Genomic DNA, 24,959 nt, shown 5'->3' with positions numbered 1-24,959 from the left:
CGCTCACCAGGCCACGGGGAGTTCGAGCAGCCCCTGGATCGTGTCCCCCGGCTTGTGGAGGATCTCGTGCGCGGGCACGGCGAGCCGTAGGCCGGGCAGCCGCTCGAACAGCGTGCGCATCGCGATCTCCAGCTCGGCACGGGCCAGATTCTGGCCCAGGCACTGGTGGATGCCGAAGCCGAAGGCGAGATGGTGGCGGGCGGAGCGGTCCCAGTCGAGCGTCTCGGCGCCGGGGAACACTTCCGCGTCGCGATTGATGAGCGAGGTCGAGAAGACCACGCCCTCACCCTTGCGGATCGTCGCCCCGTCGACTTCCAGGTCCTCGATGGCCAGGCGCTGCAGGCCGTCGGCGATGGACAGGAACCGCAGCAACTCCTCGACCACCACGGCGGTCGTCGTCCCGCCGGCCCGCAGCGCCGCCAGTTGTTCGGGGTGGCGCAGCAGCGTGAACGTGCCGAGCGAGATCATGTTCGCTGTCGTCTCGTGTCCCGCGATGAGCAGAATGACCGCGAACGCGACCAGCTGTTCGCGGTCGACCGGTCCGTCCGGGTGGTCCCGGTGGATCAGCTCGTCGAGGAGCCCGTCGCCGGGCTCGGTCCTCTTGCGGTCGATCAGCGCGCCCAGGTATTCCTCGAGTTCGTCGCGTGCCCTGTCCACATCGTCGGCTCCCGGGCCGCGCAGGAGCCGCTGCGAGCACTCCTCGAAGAACGCGTGGTCGGCGTACGGCACGCCGAGCAGGGCGCAGATCACCATCGACGGCACCGGCAGGGCGAACGCGCTCACCAGCTCGGCCGGCGGCCCTTGTCGTTCCATCGCGTCCAGCAGTCGGGTCACGGTCTCCTGGATAGGCGGCCGGAGCGCGCCGATCCGTTTCACCGAGAAGGCCGGGATGAGCATCCTGCGTTGGTTGTTGTGCTCGGGATCGTCGACGCCGAGCAGAGCCACGCGGCGTCGCTGGGCGTTCGCGAACCGCTGGGCCGGGACCGGGAAGTCCGGGTGGCTGCGGTCACTGGAGAGCCGTGGGTCGGCCAGCAGTCGGCGGGCCAGTGCGTGACCGGTGACCGCCCAGACCGGGCGTCCGTCGAAGAGGGTGACCCGGCTCAGCGGGCTGTCCTCGCGGAGCGGCGCGTAGCCGGCGGGCGGGTGGTAGGGGCACCCCCGGTCCTGGGGAAAGGATGTGACAGGGGCAGGGGCAGGAGCGCGGGGGCTGGGGTCCTGGCAGGCCGGGTCCGTCGTGGAGTCCGTCATGGGATCGGGTCGCCTCGCAGTGCTCGGTCGTGCGCGCAGAGCCGGTCGGTCCGCGCCTCCTGACCATTGGATGCCCTAGGCACCTATCTGGTCGACGGGTAGACCGGCCAGCTCACCGGTGCCGTGGATCTGGCCGGTGCCATTCGTACGCGTTCGAGCCGCATCGCATCGGCTCAGCTCCGAGAGGGCACCCGGCCCGCACCGGGTGTGACCACCTGGCCGCCGACGGCCTGAACCGGGCGGAAGAGCGGGGCCGGAATCATGCCGTACGCCGACGGCGCTTCCTCGCGCGGCCTGGAGCCTCGCCCATGACGTCACCGGCGAGCACCGGGCCCGCGGATGAGCCCCGTGTTGCGCCGGAGGCAGGACCGCCCCGTACGGTACGGCAGGTGAGCGAACCGCCCGAAGCTGCTGCCGAGCCCGCTGTGGACGGAGGTGAACGGACCATGACGATCCGCGTGTTCCCGGCACGTACCCCACCCGGCGACGCCAAGGACGAACTGGTGCGGGCGCCGGGTCCGGCCTAGCAGGAGTGCCCGCGCCTGCGCGGGAACCGGATCGAGGACTGGCACCTCACCACCGTGCCGCGAGCTCGGACGGCCGGATCGACCCTGCCGCCGGCCCTCGGCGGCAACGGCAAGGGCACCAACCCCGAGCAGCTCTTCGCCGCCGGGTGCGCGGCCTGCTTCGCCAGCGGGATGGCCGCGGTATCGCGCGAGATGAAGCTCGACACCAAGGACGTCTCCGTGACCGCCGAGGTCTCCATCGGCAAGGACGGAGTACGCCTCCCGTCGAGCCGTACGGCGTGTGACGTCGAGCGATCCGAGAATAGGCGCTGCGGGCCGCCTTTGACGCTCCGACTGACCTGCGAACGCTGTGCGGTCGGGGGCGGTCAGCGCTGTGGCAGACGGTGCAGTACGACTTCCCCGAGGGTTCCGTCTGCGACCGTGCACGTCATATAGGTGCAGTGCGGCTGTCGTCTGCGGTCCGTGGGAGACCCCGGATTCAGCAGACGCAATCCCCCTGGAGCCTGTGTGTCCCAGGGGATGTGGCTGTGACCGAAGATCAGCACGTCCAGATCCGGATACCGGGCGGCGCAACGCCCCTCTCGGCCACGTGCCGCCCCTGTCTCATGGACGACGCCGAACCGTAGACCGCCCTCCAGGAAGCGGGCCATCTCCGGCAGCCGTGCCTGGAGCTCGGGGCTGTCGTTGTTGCCGTGTACGCCGACCAGACGCCGCGCGCGGTACGCCAGCAGGTCCAGGGTGGCTTCATCGACCCAGTCCCCGGCGTGCACGACGAGGTCCGCCCACTCCACGGCCTGCAGCAGTTCGTCGGGCAGCCGTCTCGCTCGCAGGGGCAGATGGGTGTCCGACGTGAGCAGCAGCCGCGTCGCGCGGCGCGGTGTTGCTGGTGTCTCGTTGCCCATCAGCTCTCCCGGCCGTAGGTGTCTTGGCGCCCGACCCGCCCCGCTCCGGTGCGGCGCCCGGGGTGGGCATCGGCGTGCCGCTGCCCCGGACCGGGCCCTTGCCTGGTGGCAAGGGTGCTGGCGACGGCGCCGGTGGCGAAGCCGTACACGGCTGTGCGCGCGATGTCGATGACCAGTTCCTTCCGGGGCCGGTCCCGTGCAATCCTGCCCGGGCCGTGGGCGAGCGCAGCACGCCGAGCAGTACGGTCCGCCCGAAGTGCATCGTCGAGTTCGCCGCCACGAGCCTTCTTCCCGACTGGGCAGGCATGCCGGTCAGCCGCTCCAGCCCGCGCGAGGGGGCCCGCGGAGCCCCACTCCTCGGCTCGTTCACCGGAGCCCTCGCGCCCGGTGCGCGACCGCGATGGTCACCGAGCTCTCGCCGCATGTCGGAACGAGCCTCTTACGGCTTCTGGAGTCGAAGGCCCGGCTCTCCGCTGTGCTGGCACAAGCCGGTCGCACCGGTTGCAGGGATGGACATGCGGCGCAGGAGATCACGGGTCGCGCGCAGGTTCAGGGTGCTGCGCCACCTCACGCTCGGGTGACGGGAGCGCAGATGCGACAGGGCGCGAGTCCCCAGGCCGGTGCTGCGGAAGCGCTCCTCCAGGGTCACGTCGGTGATGACACCTTCTTCGCAATGGTCACAGAGCCGATAGCGGACCTGGCCGACGACCTTACGGACATGGACCAGGAGGAGACATTCCTCGTCCGGACGGGTGCCGCCGGGGACGCGGGAGGACAGGAACTCGATCGATCGGTACACGAGGAGCCGACGCCGCAAGCGGCCCAGGGGTCGGCCACGGCGAGAGTGCCGGGGGCCGTCATGACCGGTCGCCATTTCCTGAGCCGGAGAGGTCGGGCCGAACAGAGTGCTCGTAGGACGCGCATGTTGTCCGTGCATGCGAGGTCGTGTACCCCGAGACGCCGCATGGATATCCCCCTTGCGCACAAGAGGGATATCACCTGCTCAAGGCATCGCCCGCGTAGGAGGTGGATCTGCTCATGGGAGCGGCCGGGTGCCGATGCCCCGCAGAACCAGCCGCAGGTGCGGGCGTTGGTGGCTGCTTAGGGGGCGTCGCCCGGTGAGCACGGCGCGTCCCTGCTCGTGGGCCACCGGGACACCGGCATCGCACGTCCGATCGACACCGACAGCTCACGGCGCTCGCCCGCCTCGACCACACCCTCAACGGCCGGCCGACCCGTGGATCCCCGTACGGCGTCCCGGGAACACGGCGTTCGGAGATCGGTCACGACGGCCGATCCCCGAACGCCTCCCACCTCACCGTCGTCTGCCACGAGACACCTGGACCTTCATGGCCCACCTCGCCCTCGCCGCGAAGCTCCTCCGAGGTCTGCCACTTTCGTTCGTGGGCCTACCGGGCGGGAGCGGGAGCGGGAGCGGGAGCGGGAGTGGCGGGCGGGGGGTGTCGGTTACGACGGCCTCCCGCTCCGGGCGGTCGGTCGCATGGAGACGTCGTCCGGCTGTCGGCCTCGGGCGAGGGCGAGTGTGGTGGCCAGAGCGAGCAGGCAGACCAGCGTGGCCAGTGCTGCGGCGAGTGTGGCGAGGACCCCTCCGGCGTGCAGTGCGGTGGCCAAGGTGGTGGTGGCCTTGGGGATGATCACGTGTGCCGCTGCCAGCAGACCCGTGAAGAGCACCCCGAGGGCCATGGCGGGCACGGCGTTGCGCAGCAGCATGCCCAGGGCCAGCAGAAGGCAGAGGCCTGCCGTGCCGGCGGAGAGCGCCAAGCCGGTCGTGGAGAGGTCGGCGGGATGGAGCGGGAAGTGTGCGGCGCCGCAGAGCACCAGGCCGGCGGCGGCCAGCAGGCGGAGCCAGGGGGAGGTCACCGGTCCGGAGTGGTTGTTCGGGATGTTCTTGCGGGACGGGGGCCTGCGGTCGCGGGCCGGGCGAGAGGAGTGCGCGGGGCCGGATCCGGGTGCTGCTGTCAGCCGGTTCGAGTCCGCTGTGGCGGCCGCGGGGGCAGGTGACCCCGGTGAGGGGCTCGGACTCTCGGGAAGCGCACTGTCGGCGTCGAGCGGGGGAGAGGAGTGCTGCTCCCGTGGCGTGGTTGCCGTTCGCTCGGACTGCAACTGGTTGATGAGTTCAGCCAGCTCTTCGACCGTGAGTTCGGTGGCGGCGGCGTGCACCGCTTCCTCGCCGGCGTGCTGGTCGTGTGGCGGACGGTGGAGCAGGGACATGAGGTGGCTGATGTCCCTGATCGGGCGCAGTGCGGCTGCGGCGTGGATGGCCTGGTCGGCGCGGTCGCTGGCGTGTGGGGCTTCGGAGAGGCGTGCCACCAGTTCGGCGACGTCGTCCACGGGGCGCTCGACGGCGGCGGTGCGTACGGTTTCGCCGGCGGCCTCGTCGCCCTCCGGGGCCTGTTCCAGCAGTCGTATCAGGGCGAGGACCTCGTCCAGGGACCTGCTGGTAGCGGCGGTGTGCACGAGTCCGTCGACGGGGTCGGCGCAGACGGTGCAGTCCGGCCGGTCACAGGGGTCGTGCTCCAGCTCGTCACCTACGCCACCAGCAGCTTCCGCTTCGTTGACGGCCTGAGCCGGGTCGGTGGACTCGGGTTGCGCTGTTGCATCAGCATGGGCCTGGATCCGGGCGTCGAGCGTCTCGACGGAGTCAGCGGCTGGCTGGACCGGTTGTATGGCCGCCGGCTCGTCGCATTCTCCGGACGGATGTATCGGGGAGGGTGTGGCTTCGCGAGGAGTCGTCATGATGACCTTCCGGTTCGCGTCTTCTCTCACCGGCGGCAAGAGGCAGGCATATGCACCTGGAACCTTCTTAAAGGCTCCGCCCGGCGAAGGCCATCAGGCGGGGGCCACCTGAGTGGCATACCCCTGCCCCGCTCCCTGCCCGTTGTGAACAGGCCAGAAGCTCTTCGCGGTTCCCTCCCGCTCGGCAGATCCGGCCCCGCTCCTGGACGCTGCCGCCGCCGTCACATCCCGACCGGGCCTGATGTTGTGAACGCTGGTCAAGGCGTGTCGCCGAAGTCGCTGAAGCGGCACACCACACCCGGGCCGTCACGGCGGGCGCGGCCCGCCAAGAGTCGGTCGTGGAGTGCCCGGCCACCAACCCCCTATGTCGAGCAGCAGTCCGTCCGACGGCGCGCCCACAGCGCGGCGTACGTCTTGCGGCAGCGGGCCGGGGGTTGGGATGGCCGTGGTCGTGTCCGTACACCCTGCCGCGCCTGCTCGTCATCGGCGTTCATCCGGCCCGCGGATGGGGCTGACGGTGCCGCCGGTCTGCGTCGAGCGGTTGAAGCAGATCGCAGCCTCGGAGTGCTCCGAACTGCTGAAGTGCTTCGGCCAGGCCGTACGGGCTCTCGTGTCGCGCGGCCGAACGGCCCGACCGGTGCGTCGGTTGCCTTCGGCGCAGTCTCGTACTCGACGATGGAGTCCTCGCACGGCGCGGCGAGTTCGGTGAGCGCGGTCCGCTCGGCATCGTCCGTGCTCAGGCCCCGGCGGAGCCTGGTTGCGGTCCAGTCGACGAGGTAGGTGCAGCGGGCGGATTCGACGGGCGGCATCCACGCCGCCGGGCCCCGGTCGGCCTTGGACCGGTCGGTCTTCGCGGTCAAGGCGTCACGACCGCTCCGCCCGCGCCTGGTGTCCAGCCCGCAGGCGGGGCGTCCAGGCGTGAGCGCACCCGTCCCACGCCTCGGCCAGGGGCACCATGTGGTCGATGTCGAGCTTCCTGGCGTCGTCGGTGACCTCGACCGCGCCGTAGTACGAGAGCCAGCCGCCCCCGGTCAGCGAACACCGGGCTCACTAAGCCACCGCCGGCAGGAAAGCGCCCAGTCCCGCCGGCTCCCGGTGCGCCGGCCTACCGATAACAGGTGAGGCCGTCCGCCAGCTCCTCCTCGTCACCGTCGCGCTGCGCGTAGAAGGCCTGCTGGAGGGCGAAGGTGCCGCGGATCGCGGTGATCCGCCCGGCTGTTGCCTCGTCATCCCAGTCGCCGAGCGCCAGCACTCGCTTCAGCAGCGTGTCGCCGTAGCCGGCCCCGACGGCGGCCAAGTCCTCAGCCGGGTCGCCGACGGTGACCTCGTTCCAGTCGATGACGCCGCTCAGCCGCAGTACCCCGTCAGAGAACTTCCACAGGACGTTCTCACCGCCGAGATCGCCGTGGACCACCGCGGAGGCAAGAGGAGGGAGGCCGTCGAGCGCGGCTAGCTCGCCCTCGGCGCGTTTGCGGCCGCTGTCGGACATCAGCGGGAGCAACTCTGCGCGCACACACGCCGCGAACTCCTGCCACTGAGTCTCGGGGGCCTGGGGGAGCGCGGCGCGCACCCTCGCGTCCTTGCCCGCAGCGTTGAGTCCGGAGAGGAGCGCGGCGAACTGGGCCGCGGCCGTCTCGGCAACCTCGGGGCTGTCGAGCGCGTCGCGCTCCAGCGGAGCCCCGGGGATCCGGCTCAGCACCAGGTAGGGCGGTTCGTCCGTGCCCGGTATACCGCCCTGGGCGAGCGGGCGCGGGGTGAGGAAGCCGAGGTCGAGCCCGGCGAGGGTGCGCAGGAACGGCTGCCCGCGCGGGCAGCCGTTCCGAGGCGGCCTCGGAACGGGCGAAGCAGACCACCTCCTCCGAGCCGATCACCACATGGTGGAACTGGCCCTGGAGAGAGCTGAGTCCGCTTTCCTTGTCCTCGGGGAGGAGGCGGTTCAACAGGTGGCGGTGCGTCTCAATGATTCCCATGGCGGGTGCAATCTCCACTTCTCAAGCCCTCGCAAGCTCTCTACCGATGAGCGTTGACGTGCTGAATCATCTGAAGCAGGGGTATGACGATGGATCCGTTCGAGTACGAAATGCTGCGGTGCTGCTCCTCGGCAGCCGGGGCTGTCCGGTTTCGAGAACCGGAAGCCTGAGTGCAGCTGCTTCCTGGCCTCCCAGCCGGGCAAGGGCTCCACCGACCACGGCAGAGCACGTGCATACTCCTCGTACGCGGCACGGGTCCGGTGGAGGGCAAGCGGGGCGTTCCGGCACAGCCCCGTCGGCGGCCGAGCAGCGTCGGGCTCTGGCCATGAGCCTCATCCCGCGCTCATATATCGCCTGCCGACATCGGAGTCCGGAAGGCGTGAGTCGTCGTGTCGCTGAGGCGTTCGCCCATGAGCAAGCACTCGACCGCCGGCAGCGTCCCGGAGGAATTGCGGCGGACGATCGGCCTGCCCGACGCCGTCATGATCGGTCTGGGGTCGATGATCGGCGCCGGCATCTTCGCCGCGCTCGCCCCGGCCGCACACGCAGCCGGTGCCGGGCTGCTGATCGGTCTGGTCCTGGCCGCAGTGGTCGCCTACTGCACCGCCACGTCCTCCGCGCGGCTCGCGGCCTGGTATCCGGTGGCGGGCGGCACCTACGTCTACGGCCGCGAGTGCCTCGGCGAGTTCTGGGGCTACTTGGCAGGTTGCCGCGGTCAGGGTGACGGCGAGCGGGATGCCGGTGGCGTCGGTGATCAAGTGGTGTTTGCCGCCCGTCCTGACCCGGTCGACCTCGTTGCGGGTCGCTCTCTCGTCATGGCCAGCTCACTCTTGTGGAAACATAAGGCACATGGACAAGATCTCTTCCGTCGAGTTGGCGGCTCAACGTCAGAGAACCGCCGAAGCAGCTGCTGACGCAGCGCGCGCAGATGTGGAGCTCGAAGCCGTGGCTGCGGTCCGTGAGGGTGAGCCGGTCGAGGAGGTCTCCGAAGTCTCAGGCATTGGCTCCGCTGATCTCCGGTATCTGGAAAAGGTCGCTGGAGATCTGCCGCAGGGCTGAGAGCACCACCGCCTTTGGATGCCCGGAAAGGCGCGGCAGCCTTCCGGCCTTGGCCTGGTCCAACAACCGGTTACGGTGCCGCCCGCGGTCCCCGGTGCCGCCGGGCTCCTCAGTGCTGCCCGGCGCGTCCTCTCCGCCATCGGCCACGAGTTCTGTCCGCCGGCTGCATTCTCCGTCGAGCGCTGCGGCCGGGGAGTCCACGCTGTAGCGATGCTCAAGAACCTGAGTGATGGTCAGGAGCGCCAGTCCATGCGCGTGCCGGGGACGACGAGGATGGGACGGCAATTCTCTGGTCTCGCGCTGCGGGTGAGGGTCGCAACAAGGCACAGCGATGTTGTTCTTTGTCCTGAAGTCCGGGTACCAGGCGGTCACGGCTGAACCAACTGACGAGCAGGGAGAAGCGACATGGCGAAGAAGAAGGCCTCTGGCAGCACGGGCCCGAAGGCTGCCTCGGCGGCGAGCCGTTCCACACGGAAGGGCACGTCCAAGAGCAGCAGGAAGGCCGCTGCGAGCGCCTTGGCGCAGACTCCCGGTAAGGCCGGTACGGCCGGAAAGAAGACAACGAAGGCCCAATCGGCATCCGCTGCAGGTAAGACAGTGGGGTCCAAGAAGCGGACGAAGTCCGAGAAGAGGGCAGCGGCCAGCGCTCTTTCCCAGGTGTCGACCACTTCCTCGGGCCGACCGCGCAAGAAGATACTCACCGCGGCCGCCAAGGTGCTGGCCGACAAGAAGTCGACCAAGACAGAGCGTTCCGAGGCGGCGAGCACGCTCGCGCAGGCAGCAGCGTACGCGCTGAGGTAGCAGTTGCAGGATCAAGCATCCGACTTTGTGCCGGCCTCCACGCGCGCATAAGCCCGGATCGGACCGCCTGTGCCGGCGTTGAACGGGAGCCCGGTTGACGACATACGGACACGGCGGCCGCCTCCAGCTCATCCCGGGTTGGCCCTTGGACCGCCGCTGAGCTCCTTCAGCGCGTCCAGGGGCGTCCGGGACGCGTCGGTCCTCTTCGCCCGCCGGTCCCCACCCGCGCCCGTGGCGTGGCTGACGAAGAGATAGTTGGAATCCCTGGTGCCGTAGGCCGGGCAGCGTCACCGGGGCGCCTCAACAGGCTGGTCAGCAGGCGGCTGCTCAGCCGTCGCGACCCAAACGGGCGCCGTCCAGCTGTATCGTCCATCGGCACGGCGCCGTGCCGATGGACGATACAGCTCCTGGGCAGCCCGGTGAAGGATGGTCAGACGGTCCCGCGCCGGCCACCGGTCTCGGCCACCACGGGACCCGATGAACTCCCTGAACCGCTTCAGGTCGCTAATGGCCCGGCGCTTGACGGAGCCGAGCCCGTCACGACCTGCCCGACTCCGACGCGGCCGCAGATATGGCCGCCTCCCTCGCAGGAGGGTTTCCAGCATGGGCGACACCACGCCCAGCGAGGTGAACGGTGTCGGCGCGGCTGCGGTGAGCGCGGACGGATCAACACCGGCAGCGCCCTTGCCTCACGATGATGTCATCGGCCGGCGTCGGGAAATTCAGGTAGCCGGCGCTCTGTACGGGCGACCTGTGTGAGCTTCGCGGTCACCGGCTTGATCGGTGGAGAGGTGAGGATGGTCCTCGGAGGTGTCGAAGGCGTCGAGGACGCGGCGTGTCTGCCAGCCGGCGTCGGCGTACCGGTCCCGGAGCCTGGCCAGGGCCTCCTTACGGTCCAGGCCGGTGAGGTCGTCACCCGGGCTGGAGGAGAGGACGGCTCGAGTGGTGCCGTGGCGGTCGGGCCGCAGGTGGACCTGGCGTCCTCGGGTGGTGGTGTGCCAGCGCCATCGGTTGTCGTCGTTCTCCGTACGGGGGATGGTGTCGAAGACCATGGTCACGTCGAGGTCGGTCCTGGTCACGTCATCGGCTGTGAAGGTGCGGTCGCGGGTTGTCGAGCGCACGCCCTCTGCGACCACCAGGAGGTCGCAGAGGAGTTCACGTCCCGAGGACGTGACGATACGGACAGCTTCGGCGGAGTCCGTAACGGTCTCGATGCTGTCACCGTGGATGGAGACGACGCCGGGCGGCAGGTGGTCGTGGATGGTGCGGGCCAGGTCACCGCGCAGCACCTCCAGCTCGGCCGTGGCCCCGTCCGGGCCATCGGAAGGCAGCTCGGCCGTCACCCGGCCGTCCGCGTCGACGAAGACCGTCCCCGTCTCCGTCGTGTTCTGCCGCTTCACCGCCCCGAACAGCCCCATCCGGTCCAAGACCTCCCGAGCGACGCCCCGTACGTCGAGGTTCTGGCCTCTGTCGCGGAAAGCGGGCGCCCGCTCGATCACCGTGACCTGCCACCCGAGCCGCCGCATCCAGTAGGCGACGGACAACCCGGCGATACTCGCCCCGGAAACCACCACATGACGCTCGCCCATGACGCGACTCCTCCCACTCGACAGGCCCCGGCCCGTATGCCGTGCTCCCGCATACGGCGGGCACCGGGGATCCCGTGATCGACTACCCCGCACACCTGCCCGCGCAACAGCCAAGCCCCCGGTGGCAGTTCGGGAAGGCGTCGCCAGGCGTAAGGTGGCAGCACACTCCATCAACGCGCGTGCTTTGCGTCATGGGAGGCGTCGCTTCAGCGCTCCGGGGCGTGGGTGATGTTGCGGGCCATGCCGCCGAAGACGATGGCGTGGAAGGGCGACGCACTCCACCAGTACGCGTGCCCCGCAAGGCCGCGCGACGCGAACAGGGCGCGCTGAAGCAGCACCGTACCGCCCTGCTTGTCGCCGGCGACGCGGAGTTCCAGCCAGGCCAGGCCCGGCAGAGCATCTCGGCCCGAAGCCGCAGCAGGCTTCCCCGGTCGATGGCTTCGTCCCGCCAGAAGTCCACGGCGTCCCCGAGGCGCAGACGGCTGGCGCGCGGCGGCCCCGGCGCAGTCCGACGCCCCCGACCAAGCGGTCCAGCCAGCCGCGTACCGCCCGGCCGAGTCCGAAGGAGTACCAGCCGTTGTCGCCGCCGATCCCTTCGATGATCTGCCACAATCCCTCGCGGCTCGCGGTGGTGCGGCGGGCGCGACGGTCGGGGTAGAGGCTGCCGCCGGGCCCGGTCGGGGTCGGTGGGCAGGCGGCCCTGGTACTTGCCGGCGCAGGTCTTGAAGAAAATGCCCATCCCTCGGACGAGTTTGGTTGCCAAAGTGCCCCGCTCCCGACTCATGCTGGGTGTTCGCTGACCGGGGGTCCCACAGCATGGCCCTGATCCGCGGCCGGACCAAACTACGGGACGTTGATCAGCATCTTCATGCCTATCTCCTTGTGAGGGAACGGACTGTCCACCCCGTACCAGCAGCACACGACGCCCGCCAGGACTCTGCCGTCCGACGCTGCATCCGCTCAACGACGAGCCGGGGTGGGAGTTGTCGGCAGAGGCCTGTACCCGTACCCGCAGCGTCAGAGGCACGCTGACCCGCCCGGCGGAGGCCCTGAGGCACGCCATCGTGGAGAACCTCCGCAACGGTACCCGCCGCCGCACATGCTGCCCGGCGTCCTGGAAATCCTCGCGCGCCTACCCGAGCGTGATGCGCCGGAACCGTCTCAGGGCGAGGAACATGAACGCGGCCGTGATCAGGCCGGCGCAGGCCACGGCGTAGGGGAGGGCGTGTACGACGGGCCAGGTGTCGCTCGTCGGGATTCCGGCCGGTGGCGGGTTGCCGAAGAGCTGTCGGACGGCGGTCGCTGTCGCGGAGACCGGGTTCCATTCCGCGACCGTCCGCAGCGGGCCGGGCATGGTGTGGGTGGAGACGAATGCCGAGGAGATGAACGTGACGGGGAAGAGCCAGATCAGCCCGGCGCTCTGCGCGACCTCGACGCTGCGGGCCATCAGCCCGATCGCCGCTCCCACCCAGGACATGGCGAAGGCGAAGAGCAGGATCAGCGCGTAGGCCAGGAGCGCGTCGGTGGGCGAGGTGCTGATCCGCCAGCCCACCAGAAGCCCGCACAGGGAGGTGACGACCAGGGTCACCGCGCTCATGGTCAGATCCGACAGGGTCCGGCCCAGGAGCACGGCCATGGCGGGCATCGGCAGGGACCGGAAGCGGTCGACGATGCCCTTGTCCATGTCGTTGGCCAGCCCCAGCGCGGTGAACGCCGCGTTGAAGGTGACGGCCTGGGCGAAGATGCCGCCCATCAGGAACGTCCGGTACTCGGCTCCGCCGAGGCTGCCGCCGAAGACGTAGGCGAGCAGGAGGACGAACATCACCGGCTGCACAAGAGCGGCGATGACCGATCCGGGGGTCCGGCGCAGGTTCAACAGGTTGCGCCAGGCCACGATGGAGGAGTCGCGGCCCAGCCGCTGAGCGGCCGTCACCGGTCACCTCCATGGACGGTCGCGATCCCCGACGAGGCCGGCGGACGGGCCGCTTCCTCGACCGGGGCGAGCGGGCGGCCGGTGAGGGAGAGGAACACGTCGTCCAGCGTCGGCGGTGACAGCTCGACGTCCCGGACGGCTGTACCGGCCAGGCGCAGGCAGCCGAGCGCGTATTCCAGGCTCTGTGCACCGTGGTCGGTGGCGACGGTCAGGCGGCCGGTGCGCGGGTCGAGTTCGGGGAGGTGGTCGCCGAGTGTGGCCAGGATCTCGGCCGCGGTGACCCGGTGCCGCGGTTCCGGGACGGTGAGCGAGAGCCGCTCGCCGCCCACTCTCGCCTTGAGTTCGGCTGCCGATCCGCGGGCCACCACGGTGCCGCTCTCGATGACGACGATGGTGTCGGCCAACTGGTCCGCCTCTTCCAGGTACTGGGTGGTGAGCAGCACCGTCGTTCCCTCCGCGACGAGGTCTCTGACGGCCTGCCAGGTATCCGCCCGGCCCCGCGGGTCCAGCCCCGTCGTGGGCTCGTCCAGCACCACCACGGCCGGCCGCGCCACCAGCGCACCGGCCAGGTCGAGCCGTCTGCGCATCCCTCCCGAGTACGTCCCGCTCGGCAGGTCCGCGGCGTCCTCCAGGTCGAAGCCGCTCAGCAGCTGCCCGGCTCTGCGGCGGGCGGCGTGACGGCCGAACCCGTAGAGCCGCGCGACCAGATAGAGGTTCTCGCGTCCGGTCAGCTTCTCGTCCACCGCGGCGTACTGTCCGGACAGCCCGAGGTCGCGGCGTACGGCCTCCGGGTCGGCGAGGACGTCGTGACCGGCCATCCAGGCCCGGCCGCTGTCCGGCCGCAGCAGCGTCGACAGGACCCGCACCGTGGTGGTCTTTCCCGCACCGTTCGGGCCGAGGACCCCCAGCACGGTGCCGGGGGCCGCTTCGAGGTCCACACCGGCCAGCGCCTGCTTCTTCCCGAAGCGTTTGGTGAGTCCTTCGGCGCGTATGGCCGGGCTGGTCGGAGGGGAGGTCATGGATGCCTCTCGTAGTGCGTGGAGCGGGCGGGTCCTGCGGGTGCCGTCGGAGAAGGGACCAGGTCACGGCACCCGTACGCGGGCGCTCCTGGGCGTGATGTCGGTCCAGTTGAGCTCGACGTACTCCAGGCACGCCGCGTGCTCCGCCGGGCCGAACGCCTCGTCCCAGCCGGCGGGGACCGACGCGAACGACGGCCACAGCGCGTGCTGGCCCTCGTCGTTGACCAGGACGCGGTGCTGGGTGCGGGGGTCGTCGAAGGGGTTCGTCATGACCGTTCTCCTCGTTCGGTGCGGTGGCCGGCGTCGAGCACGGCCGAGACGGTGGTGCCGATCTGCTCCCGCGCGGCGGGCTGCATCATCTGGGCGTGCGCGCACGCCACGTCGTGGTTCTCGATGGGGCCGTCGATGTACGGGTCCCACAGGGACAGGCCGAAGGTGTCCCGGGGGCGGTCCTCGGTGGCGGTGAAGAACAGCACGGGACCATGGAAGACGCGCGGGGTGTACTTCCGCATCAGCCGGGCTTGACCGGCGAAGTTGTCCACCATCGCGTCGATCGTGGCCGGTTCCAGCGCTCCGAGCGGACTTCCGTTCGCGAGGAACTGATCGCGTACGGCGGCGGCTTCCACCGGTCCGTCGCCGTCCAGGGCCTCCTGGCCGACTCCCATGTTGGAGAGCAGGGCCCGGAAGACGGTGTCCCGGCTCGCGCTGTCCAGGTCGTCCAGCGGGGCGAGCGGGAAGGCGTCCAGGATCGTCAGCAGGGCCACCTCCTGGCCCGCCTCCTGGAGCTGGACGGCGACCTCCTGGACGACGTTGCCGCCGAAGGACCAGCCGAACAGGTGGTACGGGCCGTGCGGCTGGACGGCCCGCAGCACCGCCACGTAGACGGCGGCCATCGCCTCGATGCTGTCCGGGAAGGGCTCGGTGCCGTCCAGGTTCGGGGTCTGGAGCCCGTAGACCGGCCGGTCGCCGCCCAGGTGCGGGAGCAGGCCCGCGTACGACCAGGCCAGGCCGCCGGCCGGGTGGACGCAGAACAGAGGCGGCAGGCTGCCCCTGGTCCGCAGCGGCAGCAGCGTCGCCAGCGGGTTGTCCTGGACACTGGCGCCGATCCGTTCCGCGAGTGCGGCGACCGTGGGCGCCTCGAACAGGCTGCGGATGCTGACGTCCGCTCCCAGGGCGTCACGGATGCGGCGGATCAGGCCCGCCGCCAGCAGGGAGTGGCCGCCCAGGGCGAAGAAGTCGTCGTCGATGAGCACCTGCTCGCGCTCCAGCACCTCGGCGAACAGCGTGCACAGCACGTCTTCCCGGGGGTTACGGGGGCTGCGCCCCGTGCCTGCCGACGACGCCTGCGGAGCGGGATCGGGCAGGGCCTTGCGGTCCAGCTTTCCGTTCGGCGTCAGCGGGATGCCGTCCACGACGACCCAGCCGGAGGGGACCATGTAGCCGGGCAGTCGGGCCGCCGCGTGCTTCCGCAGTTCGTCGAGCCGGTCGGCGGGTGGCCGTACGAGGCCGGCGGGTTGTGCGGCGAGCACCACGTACGCGGCCAGGCGGGAGCCTCCTGAATCCTCACCGTGCGCCACCACCGCCGCCTGGGCGACGTCGGCGTGCTCCGCCAGCACGGCGGCGATCCCCTCCGGCTCCACCCGGAACCCGCGTATCTTGACCTGCCCGTCGGCGCGCCCGGCGAACTGCAGGGCGTCGTCGGGCGTCCGCACGGCCCGGTCTCCCGTGCGGTACATCCGCGTCCCGGCGGGGCCGTAGGGGTCGGGTACGAAACGGGACGCGGTGGCCGCGGACTGTCCGTGGTAGCCGAGGGCCAGGCCGGCCCCGGCCAGGTAGAGGTCACCGGTCACTCCGACCGGGACCGGCCGCAGACGGTCGTCCAGGAGCCGTACGGCCGTCCCTTCGACCGGGGCGCCGAGAACCGGCCGTTCGGCCGTCCGGAGGTCGGCGGTGAGGGTGTCCACCGTCGCCTCGGTGGGGCCGTAGAAGTTCCAGGCCGTCAGGCCCGGCCGGGCCCGCAGGTCGTCCCAGAGCGCGGCCGGGACGGCTTCGCCGCCGAGGACGACCACGGACGGAGCCCGGCCGGCTCCGGAGCATAGACCGGCGTCCAGCAACTGCCGGACATGCGTGGGTGTGGACTCCAGTACGTCCAGGCCCAGGACGTCCGCCGCTTCGACCAGGGCCTCCGGGTCCCGCCGCGTCAGGTCGTCCAGCACATGGAGCCGGTGCCCGTCGAGCATCCAGAGCACCGGGTCCCACGCGGCGTCGAAGGACAGTGCGGCCGTCAGCGCGACGTCGAGCCGGGGTTTGCCGGCCGCCCGTACCGAGGGCCCGAAGAGATGGCGCCGGTGGTGTTCCAGCAGCCGGGCGAGGGAGCCGTGGCCGACCAGGACTCCCTTGGGGCGGCCGGTCGAGCCCGAGGTGTGCAGGAGATAGGCGGGATCGGCGGGACCCGGCCGGGCCCGCTCCCTCAGGGGTGCGGGCGCGGTGGCCGAGTCCGGGCAGTCCAGGTTCAGACGATGCCATCGAGCCGTCGCCCGGGTGTGGGTGGCGTCCGCCGTCAGCACGGTGTGCGGGCGGGCGTCGGCCAGCACCGCGTCGATCCGGCCCTGCGGGAGGGAGTCGTCCACCGGGACGTAGACGGCGCCTGCCTTGAGCACGGCGAGGAGGGCGGCGATCGAGTCGGTGGAGCGTGGCAGCAGGACGGCCACGCGGTCTCCGGCGACCGCACCGGCCCGGGCGAGCAGTGTGGCGATCCGGTCGGAACGCGCGTCCAGCTCCGCGAAGGAGAGGCTGCCGTCCGGGGCGGTCACCGCGATGTCGCGGCTGCGGGCCGTGGCCACCGTGGCCGCGAACCTGTCCAGCACCGTCACGGGAGGCGCGGTGTCGTGGCGGGACACGCTCCCGCTCCCGCCCAGGTCCAGCAGCCGTCGCTGTTCCTCGGCGCTGGTCAGCGGCAGGTCGCCCACGACCGTGGCGGGATCGCGTACCGCGTGCGCGAGGAGGAGGGTGAACCGGTCGGCGATCCGTACGGCGGTCTCGGCGTCGAACAGGTCCCGGCTGAACTCCAGCGTTCCGTCGAGGTGGGTCCCGTCGCCTCCGGCCGCTGTCCGCTCGGTGAAGGAGAAGGAGAGATCGAACTTCGCGCCTCCGGTGTCGACCCCTTCCAGCCTGGCCTCCAGACCGGGCAGATCCAGCCGGGGCGGCCGGTGGTTGTTGAGGGTGAGCATCACCTGGAAGAGCGGGTGGCGGGAGAGCGAGCGCGTCGGGCGGACGGCCTCCACCAGCCGCTCGAACGGCAGCTCCTGGTGCGCGTAGGCGGCCAGGTCCGTCTCCCTCACCCGCGAGAGCAGCTCGGTGAAGTCGGGGTCGCCGCCGAGGTCCGTCCGCAGGGCGAGGGTGTTGACGAAGAAGCCGACCAAGGGGTCGAGCGCCTCGTCGGTCCGCCCGGCCACCGGGGTGCCGATGGTGATGTCGCTGTCGGCGCCCATCCGGTGCAGCAGCGCGGCGAGCGCGGCGTGCAGCACCATGAACGTGCTGCTGGCCGTCGACCTGGCCAGCCGTACCACCGCCGCCACGGTCTCCTCCGGTACATGTACCGGGACCGTGCCCCCGCGACCGCCCGGCGAGGCGGGCCGGGGACGGTCGCTGGGCAGGGCGGTCTCCTCCGGGGCGCCGGCCAGGCGGTCCTTCCAGAAGGCGAGCTGGGCCGATGCCGCGGAGACGGGATCCTCGAAACTGCCGAGCAGGTCGCGCTGCCAGAGGGTGTAGTCCGCGTACTGGACCGGCAAGGGCGTCCAGCTCGGCGCCCGCCCGGCGGACCGCGCCGCGTAGGCGCCGGCCAGGTCCCGCGCCAGAGGTCCCATGGACCAGCCGTCCGCCGCGATGTGATGGACGGTGACCAGCAGGGTGTGCCGGTCCTCCCCGCTCCGGAACAGGACCGGACGCAGAGGCACGTCGTGCGTGAGGTCGAAGGGCTCGGCCGCGGCCTGACGCAGTACCTCGTCCAGGCGCGCCTCCTCGACCGTCACCACCGGGAGTTCCGGCAGTGCGTCACCGGGGGCGAGCACATGCTGACGGGGGTCGCCTTCGCCGGGCTCGATCACCGTGCGCAGGCTCTCGTGGCGGGTCAGCACATCACCCAGCGCACGCCGCAGGGCTTGCCGGTGCAGGCTGCCGTCGAGCCGTACCACGAACGCCATGTGGTACGCCGCCGCCTCCGGGTCCAGCTGGTGCAGGAACCACAGGCGTTCCTGGGCGGCGGACAGCGGCGGCCGTTCCGTGCGAGGCGCCCGCCGGAGCGCGGGCCGCGCCGCGCCCGCTCCCTCCAGCCGCTCGGCCAGCGCGGCGGGGGTCGTGGACTCGAACAGCGCCCGTACCGGCAGTTCGACGCCGAACGCGGAGCGGATCCGGCCGACGAGCCGGGTCGCCAGGAGCGAGTGGCCCCCCAGTTCGAAGAAGTCGTCGTCAGGGGCGACCTGTTCCTGCTCCAGGCTCTCCGCGAACAGCGCGCAGAGGATCTCCTCCTGGGCGGTCCGCGGGGCCCGACCCGCCGCTTCCGTACTTTCCGCCGAGGTGGTCAGCGGCAGCGCCGCGAAGTCCACCTTCCCGTGCGGGGTCAGCGGGAGGGCGGCGACCGGCACGATCAGCGAGGGCACCATGTGGGCCGGCAGCCGCCGCGCGACGAAGGCCCGCAACTCCTTGGGCGCAGGCTCCTGATGACCGGCCGGGACGACCCAGGCGACCAGCTGCGCTTCCCCGGAGCGGGAGCGGGAGCCGGGGCCGGAGTCGGAGCCGGGGCCCGAGTCCGAGTCCGAGCCGGAGTGCGAGCGGACCGTGACCGCCGACTGCGCGATGTCGCCGTGGGCGTCCAGGGCCGATGCGACCTCACCGGTCTCGACCCGGAAACCGCGGATCTTGATCTGCCCGTCGGCACGGCTCAGGTACTCGAGCCGCCCTTCGACCCGGCGCACCAGGTCGCCGGTGCGGTACATCCGTGAGCCCGGTGTCCCGTACGGATCCGGCAGGAACCGCTCCGCCGTAGCGCCGGAGCGGTTCTCGTAGCCGCGGGCGACGCCCGGACCCGACAGATACAGCTCTCCCGTCACTCCGGGGGCGACCGGCTCCAGCCGCCGGTCCAGGACCCGGGCCCGGGCACCGGTCACCGGACGGCCGAGGTGGGGCCGTACTCCGGGCAGGACGCGGCCCATCACACTGTCCACAGTGGTCTCCGTGGGCCCGTACAGGTTCCACACCGCCACGTCGGACAGGGCGGCCAGCTCCCGCCACAGAGGTCCGGGCAGCGCTTCCCCGCCCAGTGCCAGCACGCGTGGCCGAGGCCGGCCGGGGGCGAACAGGCCGCAGGAGCGCAGCTGTTCCACGAACGAGGGGGTGGTCTCCACGACATCGATCGCCCGCTCGTGGAGCAGGGCGGTGAGCGCTTCGGGGTCGCGGCGCGTCGTGTCGTCCACGAGGTGCAGTTCATGGCCCGCGATCATCCAGAGCAGCGGGTCGAGAGAGGCGTCGAACGTCATCGCGGCCGTGTGCGCCACCCGCAGCGGCAGCCCGTTGTTGTCCGCCTCGGCGGGGCTCATCAGCCGGTCGCGGTGATGGGCGAGCAGCGCGGCCAGGGACCGGTGCTCGACCACGACACCCTTGGGCAGCCCGGTGGATCCGGAGGTGTACAGCACGTACGCGGCATCGCAGCCGCGGGGCGGCACCGGCAGGGTCGCCGCATCGGTGCTCCGCTGCTCGGCTCCGTCGAGCAGGAGCACGTCGGCCGTGTCCGGGAGGGCTGCCCGGGTGGCGGAGGTGGCCAGCACCAGGCGCGGGGCGGCGGTGCCGAGGATCAGCGAGGTGCGGGCCGCAGGCTGTGCCGGGTCGAGCGGGACGTACACCGCTCCGGCGCGCAGGATGCCCAGCACCGCCACGACGGCGAGGGAGGTGCGGGGCAGCGCCACCGCCACCCGGTCACCGGTGCCGACACCCCGGTCCCTGAGCGCGGCGGCCAGGCGGTCGGAGAGCAGGCGGAGTTCACCGAAGGTGAGGCGCGTGTCGCCCGCCACGACCGCCGTGCGGTCCGGCTGGACGGCCGCGCGGGTAGCCAGGACGTCCAGCACCGTCCAGTCATCGTCGGCGGTCCCCGTCCCGGGCGTCGCGCCGAGCGGCTGCCGCGCGGTGCGCGGCAGCTCGTCCAGTGCCGCCGCGCGCTGCGAGCCGGTCAGGAAGCCGACATCGGTCACCGGACGGTCCGGCGCGGAGAGCAGGGCGCTCAGGAGGCGGGCGAAGTGCTCGGCGAATCGTTCCGCCGTCGTACGGTCGAAGAGGTCCTCGTCGTACTCCAGCTCACCGGTGATCCCGTCCGGGCGGCCTTCGTCGTCGTGGTGTTCGGACAGGTCCCAGCTGAGGTCGAACTTGGAGCCCGACCGCCCCACGGAGGATTCGTGGCTGACCGCGAGACCGTCGAGATGCGGGCGGGGCGCGGGCGTGTTGTTGAGGCTCAGCATCACCTGGAACAGCGGATGGCGCGCGAGCGAGCGCGGCGGCGCCAGCTCCTCGACCACCCGCTCGAACGGGATGTCCTGATGCGCGTAGGCGGCCAGGTCGGTACGGGCCACCCGCTCCACGAGCGTACGGAACGCCGGGGAACCGGACGTGTCCGCCCGCAGGACCAGCGTGTTGACGAAGAAGCCGACCAGTTCGGTGAGCGCCTCGTCGCCGCGCCCGGCCACCGGGGTGCCGACGGCGATGTCCTCGCCCGCGCCCAGGCGCGACATCAGGGCCGCCAGCGCCGCGTGCAGCACCATGAAGGAGCTCGCGCCGCAGTCCACGGCCAGCTTCACCAGTGCCCGGTGTTCCTGCGCCCCGACCCGCACCGGGACGCTGCCACCCTTCCCGGACGAGCGGGCCGGGCGGGGCCGGTCCATCGGGAACGACGACTGCTCCGGCAGCCCGGCCAGAGACGCGGCCCAGGAGGAGAGCTGGCGGCGCGCGAGACTGTCCGGCGCGTCCGGATCTCCGAGCAGTTCACGCTGCCACAACGCGAAATCGGCATACTGCACCGGCAGTTCGTCCCACTCGGGTGCCTGCCCCGAGCGCCGCGCGCTGTAGGCGGTGGAGAGGTCCCGCATGAGCGGCCCCATCGACCATCCGTCGGCGGCGATGTGGTGCAACGTCACGAGCAGGACGTTCTCCTCGGCGCCCAGAGGGAACAGCCGGGCGCGCAATGGGATCTCGCGCGCCAGGTCGAAGGGGTCGGCGTTCTGGCCGAGCGGCTCACCGGCCGCCATGACCCGCAGAAGCGGACGCGGCAGCCGCGCGGGCGGCAGGATCTTCTGGCACGGGCCGTCCGAGGTCCCCACCACCATCGTGCGCAGCGCCTCGTGCCGCTCCACGACGTCGCTGAGGGCCAGCTCCAGGGCGTCGCGGTCCAGAGCGCCGCGCAGGCGCAGCGCCACCGGCAGATGGTACGAGGCAGCCGCGTCGCCCAGCGTCTCCAGGAGCCACAGCCGCTGCTGCCCGAACGAGAGCGGGAGCCGCCGCGGGCGAGGAACGGCCGCCGTCACCGGCCGCCGGGCCGGGGCGGCTTCGCCGAGCGCCGCCACCAGGCCGGCCGGCGTGGGCACGGAGAACAGGGTGCTGATCGGCACCTCGGCGCCGAACTCGCCGCGGATCCGGCCGATCAGCCGCATCGCCAGCAACGAGTGGCCGCCCAGGGCGAAGAAGTCGTCGTCCCGGCCGACGCGCGGCACATCCAGGCACGCGGCGAAGACCGCGCACATCCGGGCCTCCGGAGCGGTGCGCGGGGCACCGCCGTCGGACGCGACCGGCAGGGCCGGAGGCAGGGCCGTCACATCGAGCTTCCCGTTGGGGGTGAGCGGCAGCCGCTCCACCGTCGCCCAGGCCGTCGGCACCAACGGGCCGGGCAACAGGGCCGCGACCGCGTCGCGTGTCTCCGCGTGAGCGGGCGCACCGGCTCCGGCCACCAGGAACGCGGCCAGCCGCTCGGGACCGTCCGGCGCGCCGGTCAGCGCGACAGCGGCGTCCTCGACACCGGGAAGAGAGCGCAGCGCCGCCTCGACCTCGCCGGTCTCGACCCGCACACCGCGCACCTTGATCTGCCGGTCGCTGCGCCCCACGAACGCCAGCGAACCGTCCTCGCCCCACCGGGCAAGGTCACCGGTGCGATACATCCGGGCACCCGGGACGCCGAAGGGGTCCGGCATGAAGCGTTCCGCCGTGAGCCCGGGCCGGCCCGCGTACCCGCGAGCCACACCCTCGCCCGACAGGTACAGCTCGCCCACCGCTCCCTTGGGGAGCGGATGCAGGGACGGGTCCAGGACGTAGGCCCCGGCCCCCGTGACGGGACGCCCGATCACGGGGGAGGCGCCGGTGATCCGGGCGGTCACGGCGTTGACGGTGGTCTCGGTGGGGCCGTAGAAGTTGAAGACCAGCAGGCCGGGATCGGCGGCCAGCTCCTCCCACAGCCCGTCGTCGACGGCCTCCCCGCCCAGGGCGATGACACGGGGCCGGTGGCTCTCCGAGGTGAGCAGGCCGGCTGCCAGCATCTGCCGCAGGTACGTGGGGGTCGTCTCGATCGCGTCGACGCGATGGTCGACCAGGTAGCGCACGAGGGCCTGGGGATCGCGGCGGACGTCGTCCGCGATGATGTGCAACTCGTGCCCGGCGACCATCCAGAGCACCGGGTCCCAGGCCGCGTCGAAGGAGGTCGCGGCACTCAGCGCCACCCGCAGCCGTCGTCCGAGAGCCTCCTCGGCCAGAGCATGGGCCTCCTGACGGTGGTGCTCCAGGAGATTGCTCAAGGAACGGTGCTCGACGACGACGCCCTTCGGGCGGCCGGTGGACCCGGAGGTGTAGATGACGTACGCGGCATCCTGAGGTCCGGGTCCGGCCGGCTCTCCGCCGGCGACGGCCGGGGCCGTCGCGGGGTCGACGCACGGGACCGCACCCCGCGGGTCGACCGTGTCCGCCGAGGACACGGTCGCCACCAGGGCGGCGGGCCGCGAGTCCTCGATCATGAACGCGAGCCGGTCCGCCGGGTAGGAGGGGTCAAGAGGCAGATAGGCGGCTCCCGTACGCATCACCGCGAGCATCGCCACCACCAGATCCGTGGAGCGCGGCAGTCCCACCGCGACACGGGTGCCGGGCCGGGCGCCGCGTGAGGCGAGCACGGCCGCCAGGCTCTCCACCCGGTGGCCGAGCTCTTCGAAGGTGAGCGTCACGCCGTCGCAGACAACGGCGGTGAGGTGAGGAGTGGTCCGCGCCTGCCGGGCGAACTGTTCGGTCAGGGGAAGCGGTTCCTGGGCCTCGCTTCCCGCCGGCTGAGCGGCGCCGAGGCCGAGTACCCGCCGCTGTTCGTCCTCGTCGACGGGGCTCACCGCTCCGACGGTCCGCTCCGGGTCCGCCACGAACGCGTCGAGAACCCGGCACAGGCGCTCATGCGGTCCCACGAGGTCCTGCTGACCGTAGCGTGCGGCGTTGCCGAGCAGGTCGACGTGCATACCGCCGTCGCCGAAAGAGGCGTGCACGGCCACGGCCAGGTCCTCCACCGGGCCGATCGACAGGTTGTGCAGGGTTGCCGGGTGAGGGCCGAACCGCAGGGCGTCGTCGAAGGCCAGGATGTTGACGGACGGCCCGGTCAGCGCCGTCGTCGTCCCGGTCGGTCCCAACTGGTGGCGCAGCGCTTCGGCGGGCCTGCGCTGGTGACGGAGTACGGAACGGGCTTCGGCGGAGGCCCGGCGGGCCAGATCGGCCACCCGGTCGGCGGGGGAGACGGCGAGCCGCATCGGCAGGATCGCGCTGAGCATGGCGGGTGTCGACCGCGCTGCCGGAGTACGCCGACCCGTGACCGGCAGGCCGAGCAGGACCTCGCCGAGCCCCTTCTCCCGGTGCAGGCACAGCGCCAGCGCCGCCATGACGAACGTCGGCCAGCCGGTCCCGGCCCGCTTGGCGGCGGCCTTCAGCCGTGCCGTCTCCGCCGGGCCGTACACCCGTCGCACGGACGCCGTCCCGTACTTCTTCCTCCCACCGGACGGTGCGGGTGCCTCGGGCGGGGAAGCGCCGACGAGGTGTCCTGCCCAGAACTTCTCATCCTCGGAGCCCTGTTCGGACGCGAGGTAGGCGTCCTCCTCCTCGATGAGCGCGGCGAGAGAACCCGCGGGACGCAGCTCGGGAAGGACATCCGGGGTGAGGACGAGAGCGGTGTAGACCTCGGCGATACGGGAGAGAGCGAGGGCCGCCGCGTAGCCGTCGAGCGCCAGGTGGTGCACCTGCTGGTGGAAGAGGTGGTGCGAAGGAGAGAGGCGGTAGAGCGTGACACGTACCAGGGGCCCCGCCGATACGTCCGCGGGCTCGGCCAGACGCAGCCGCATCCGCCGCAGCGCCTCCGCCCGCGGATCCTCCTCGCCCGAAAGATCCACCAACGGCAGCGATATGGACGTTCTTTCCTGTACGCGCTGGAAGGGAACGCCGTCCCGCTCGCCGAAGGTGGTGCGCAGAGCCTCCATCTCGGCCGCGGTGTGGCCGACGGCGCGGCGCAACAGGTCCGGTTCCACAGCGCCACGGATGTCGGCGTACTCCGCGATGTTGTACGCCGGATCCGCCGGATCGAGCCGCTGCGCGAACCAGACTCCCCGCTGAGCGGCGGTCAGGCGCAAGGTGCTCGTCGGGGTTCCGGTGTGCGGTACGTCGGTCACGCGAATTCACCTCGGTGGGGGAGGCCTGCGGTGGCACGGGCCGGTGGCGCACGTGCGGCAGGTCAGAGCTGGACGGGTGGGGGCGGTTGCCGGGGCGACGGGCCCCAGGAAGTCGGCGGCGCTTCTCAGGCGTACGTCGGGACGGCGGCGGATGGCACGGAGGGCGGGCCCGGAACAGGCCGAGCACGTACGCATCGCGATCGCGAAGCATCTGCCTCTGTATGCCGGTACACGTTCACGGCCTCCATTGCGCTGGTTTCACCCCAACGGGGCCTTCACGCCAGTCGTTCGGAGTCACTTCACCCTCGGATTGCTCATGTGACGCACGACACGTGAATGGTTCGATCTTTTGCAGTTCGCTGGCGCGTACCAGCCAATCACCAGGCTGCTTTGCGCCAGACACCCATCCGCAGAGAGCTCCGTACCGAAGAGCTGAAGC

Annotated in this window: 13 protein-coding genes and 5 pseudogenes; 4 read left to right on the top strand and 14 right to left on the bottom strand. The window is 71.4% G+C overall.

Annotated features, from left to right (window positions below):
* Positions 1 to 3 precede the first annotated feature (3 nt).
* Positions 4 to 1,248 (bottom strand): cytochrome P450, encoded by a 1,245-nt coding sequence (locus tag ABZ267_RS09280; RefSeq protein ID WP_356751975.1) that lies wholly within the window; start codon positions 1,246 to 1,248, stop codon positions 4 to 6.
* A gap of 389 nt (positions 1,249 to 1,637) precedes the next feature.
* Here ABZ267_RS09280 and ABZ267_RS09275 point away from each other — a divergent pair, with 389 nt between their 5' ends.
* Together ABZ267_RS09275 and ABZ267_RS09270 are read left to right on the top strand one after the other, a co-directional pair.
* Positions 1,638 to 1,775, top strand: coding sequence for a hypothetical protein (locus ABZ267_RS09275; protein WP_356751973.1), 138 nt, complete (start codon positions 1,638 to 1,640; stop codon positions 1,773 to 1,775).
* 5 nt (positions 1,776 to 1,780) lie between these two features.
* Positions 1,781 to 2,027, top strand: a pseudogene (locus ABZ267_RS09270) (OsmC family protein); the annotation flags it as partial.
* A gap of 113 nt (positions 2,028 to 2,140) precedes the next feature.
* On the opposite strand, the gene ABZ267_RS09265 reads toward ABZ267_RS09270, so the two are convergent.
* The 4 genes and pseudogenes from ABZ267_RS09265 to vph all read right to left on the bottom strand — a co-directional run bounded on the left by ABZ267_RS09265 (position 2,141) and on the right by vph (position 7,404).
* On the bottom strand, positions 2,141 to 2,677 hold the full coding sequence (locus ABZ267_RS09265) for a metallophosphoesterase (RefSeq protein WP_356751971.1): 537 nt from the start codon (positions 2,675 to 2,677) through the stop codon (positions 2,141 to 2,143).
* A gap of 439 nt (positions 2,678 to 3,116) precedes the next feature.
* Positions 3,117 to 3,476: a GNAT family N-acetyltransferase gene (locus ABZ267_RS09260; RefSeq protein WP_356899712.1), complete on the bottom strand. Its 360-nt coding sequence runs from the start codon at positions 3,474 to 3,476 to the stop codon at positions 3,117 to 3,119.
* A 668-nt stretch (positions 3,477 to 4,144) separates the two neighbouring features.
* Positions 4,145 to 5,434, bottom strand: coding sequence for a hypothetical protein (locus ABZ267_RS09255; RefSeq protein ID WP_356751969.1), 1,290 nt, complete (start codon positions 5,432 to 5,434; stop codon positions 4,145 to 4,147).
* Between the two features lie 1,105 nt (positions 5,435 to 6,539).
* Positions 6,540 to 7,404 (bottom strand): annotated as a pseudogene (gene vph, locus ABZ267_RS09250) (viomycin phosphotransferase).
* A 410-nt stretch (positions 7,405 to 7,814) separates the two neighbouring features.
* Between vph and ABZ267_RS09245 the strand changes: the two are divergent.
* Positions 7,815 to 8,111: pseudogene (locus ABZ267_RS09245) on the top strand (amino acid permease); the annotation flags it as partial.
* Positions 8,112 to 8,117: 6 nt separating this feature from the next.
* Here the strand turns inward: ABZ267_RS09245 and ABZ267_RS09240 are convergent.
* The 3 genes and pseudogenes from ABZ267_RS09240 to ABZ267_RS09230 all read right to left on the bottom strand — a co-directional run.
* A pseudogene (locus ABZ267_RS09240) lies at positions 8,118 to 8,201 on the bottom strand (IS5/IS1182 family transposase); the annotation flags it as partial.
* A 196-nt stretch (positions 8,202 to 8,397) separates the two neighbouring features.
* Positions 8,398 to 8,835 carry a hypothetical protein gene (locus tag ABZ267_RS09235; RefSeq protein WP_356751967.1) on the bottom strand — a complete coding sequence of 146 codons (438 nt, stop codon included), beginning with the start codon at positions 8,833 to 8,835 and terminating at the stop codon, positions 8,398 to 8,400.
* Positions 8,832 to 9,131, bottom strand: a complete 300-nt coding sequence (locus ABZ267_RS09230) for a hypothetical protein (protein ID WP_356751965.1) — start codon at positions 9,129 to 9,131, stop codon at positions 8,832 to 8,834. The genes ABZ267_RS09235 and ABZ267_RS09230 overlap by 4 nt, the downstream gene beginning before the upstream one ends.
* Between ABZ267_RS09230 and ABZ267_RS09225 the strand changes: the two genes are divergently transcribed.
* Complete coding sequence (locus ABZ267_RS09225; RefSeq protein WP_356751963.1) at positions 9,121 to 9,264, top strand: hypothetical protein; 144 nt, start codon at positions 9,121 to 9,123, stop codon at positions 9,262 to 9,264. The two genes, ABZ267_RS09230 and ABZ267_RS09225, sit on opposite strands and share 11 nt — an antisense overlap.
* A gap of 722 nt (positions 9,265 to 9,986) precedes the next feature.
* Here the strand turns inward: ABZ267_RS09225 and ABZ267_RS09220 are convergent.
* The 6 genes and pseudogenes from ABZ267_RS09220 to ABZ267_RS09195 all read right to left on the bottom strand — a co-directional run bounded on the left by ABZ267_RS09220 (position 9,987) and on the right by ABZ267_RS09195 (position 24,520).
* The gene (locus ABZ267_RS09220; RefSeq protein WP_356751961.1) at positions 9,987 to 11,024 is read right to left on the bottom strand and encodes an FAD-dependent oxidoreductase; all 1,038 of its coding nucleotides are present in this window, start codon (positions 11,022 to 11,024) and stop codon (positions 9,987 to 9,989) included.
* A gap of 35 nt (positions 11,025 to 11,059) precedes the next feature.
* Positions 11,060 to 11,522 (bottom strand): annotated as a pseudogene (locus ABZ267_RS09215) (DUF2867 domain-containing protein); the annotation flags it as partial.
* A gap of 463 nt (positions 11,523 to 11,985) precedes the next feature.
* Complete coding sequence (locus tag ABZ267_RS09210) at positions 11,986 to 12,786, bottom strand: ABC transporter permease (RefSeq protein WP_356751959.1); 801 nt, start codon at positions 12,784 to 12,786, stop codon at positions 11,986 to 11,988.
* Positions 12,783 to 13,805, bottom strand: a complete 1,023-nt coding sequence (locus tag ABZ267_RS09205) for an ATP-binding cassette domain-containing protein (RefSeq protein ID WP_356751957.1) — start codon at positions 13,803 to 13,805, stop codon at positions 12,783 to 12,785. The genes ABZ267_RS09210 and ABZ267_RS09205 overlap by 4 nt, the downstream gene beginning before the upstream one ends.
* 63 nt (positions 13,806 to 13,868) lie before the next feature.
* Complete coding sequence (locus tag ABZ267_RS09200; protein WP_356751955.1) at positions 13,869 to 14,075, bottom strand: MbtH family protein; 207 nt, start codon at positions 14,073 to 14,075, stop codon at positions 13,869 to 13,871.
* A complete protein-coding gene (locus ABZ267_RS09195) occupies positions 14,072 to 24,520 on the bottom strand; it encodes an amino acid adenylation domain-containing protein (RefSeq protein ID WP_356751953.1) in 10,449 nt (3,482 codons plus the stop codon). The genes ABZ267_RS09200 and ABZ267_RS09195 overlap by 4 nt, the downstream gene beginning before the upstream one ends.
* Positions 24,521 to 24,959 lie beyond the last annotated feature (439 nt).

It is taken from the genome of Streptomyces sp. NPDC006174 (assembly GCF_040614075.1).
In the GTDB taxonomy this organism is placed as follows: Bacteria; Actinomycetota; Actinomycetes; order Streptomycetales; family Streptomycetaceae; genus Streptomyces.
Note: the sequence above shows the minus strand (reverse complement) of the source record. Positions and strands in the feature narration are given on the sequence as shown.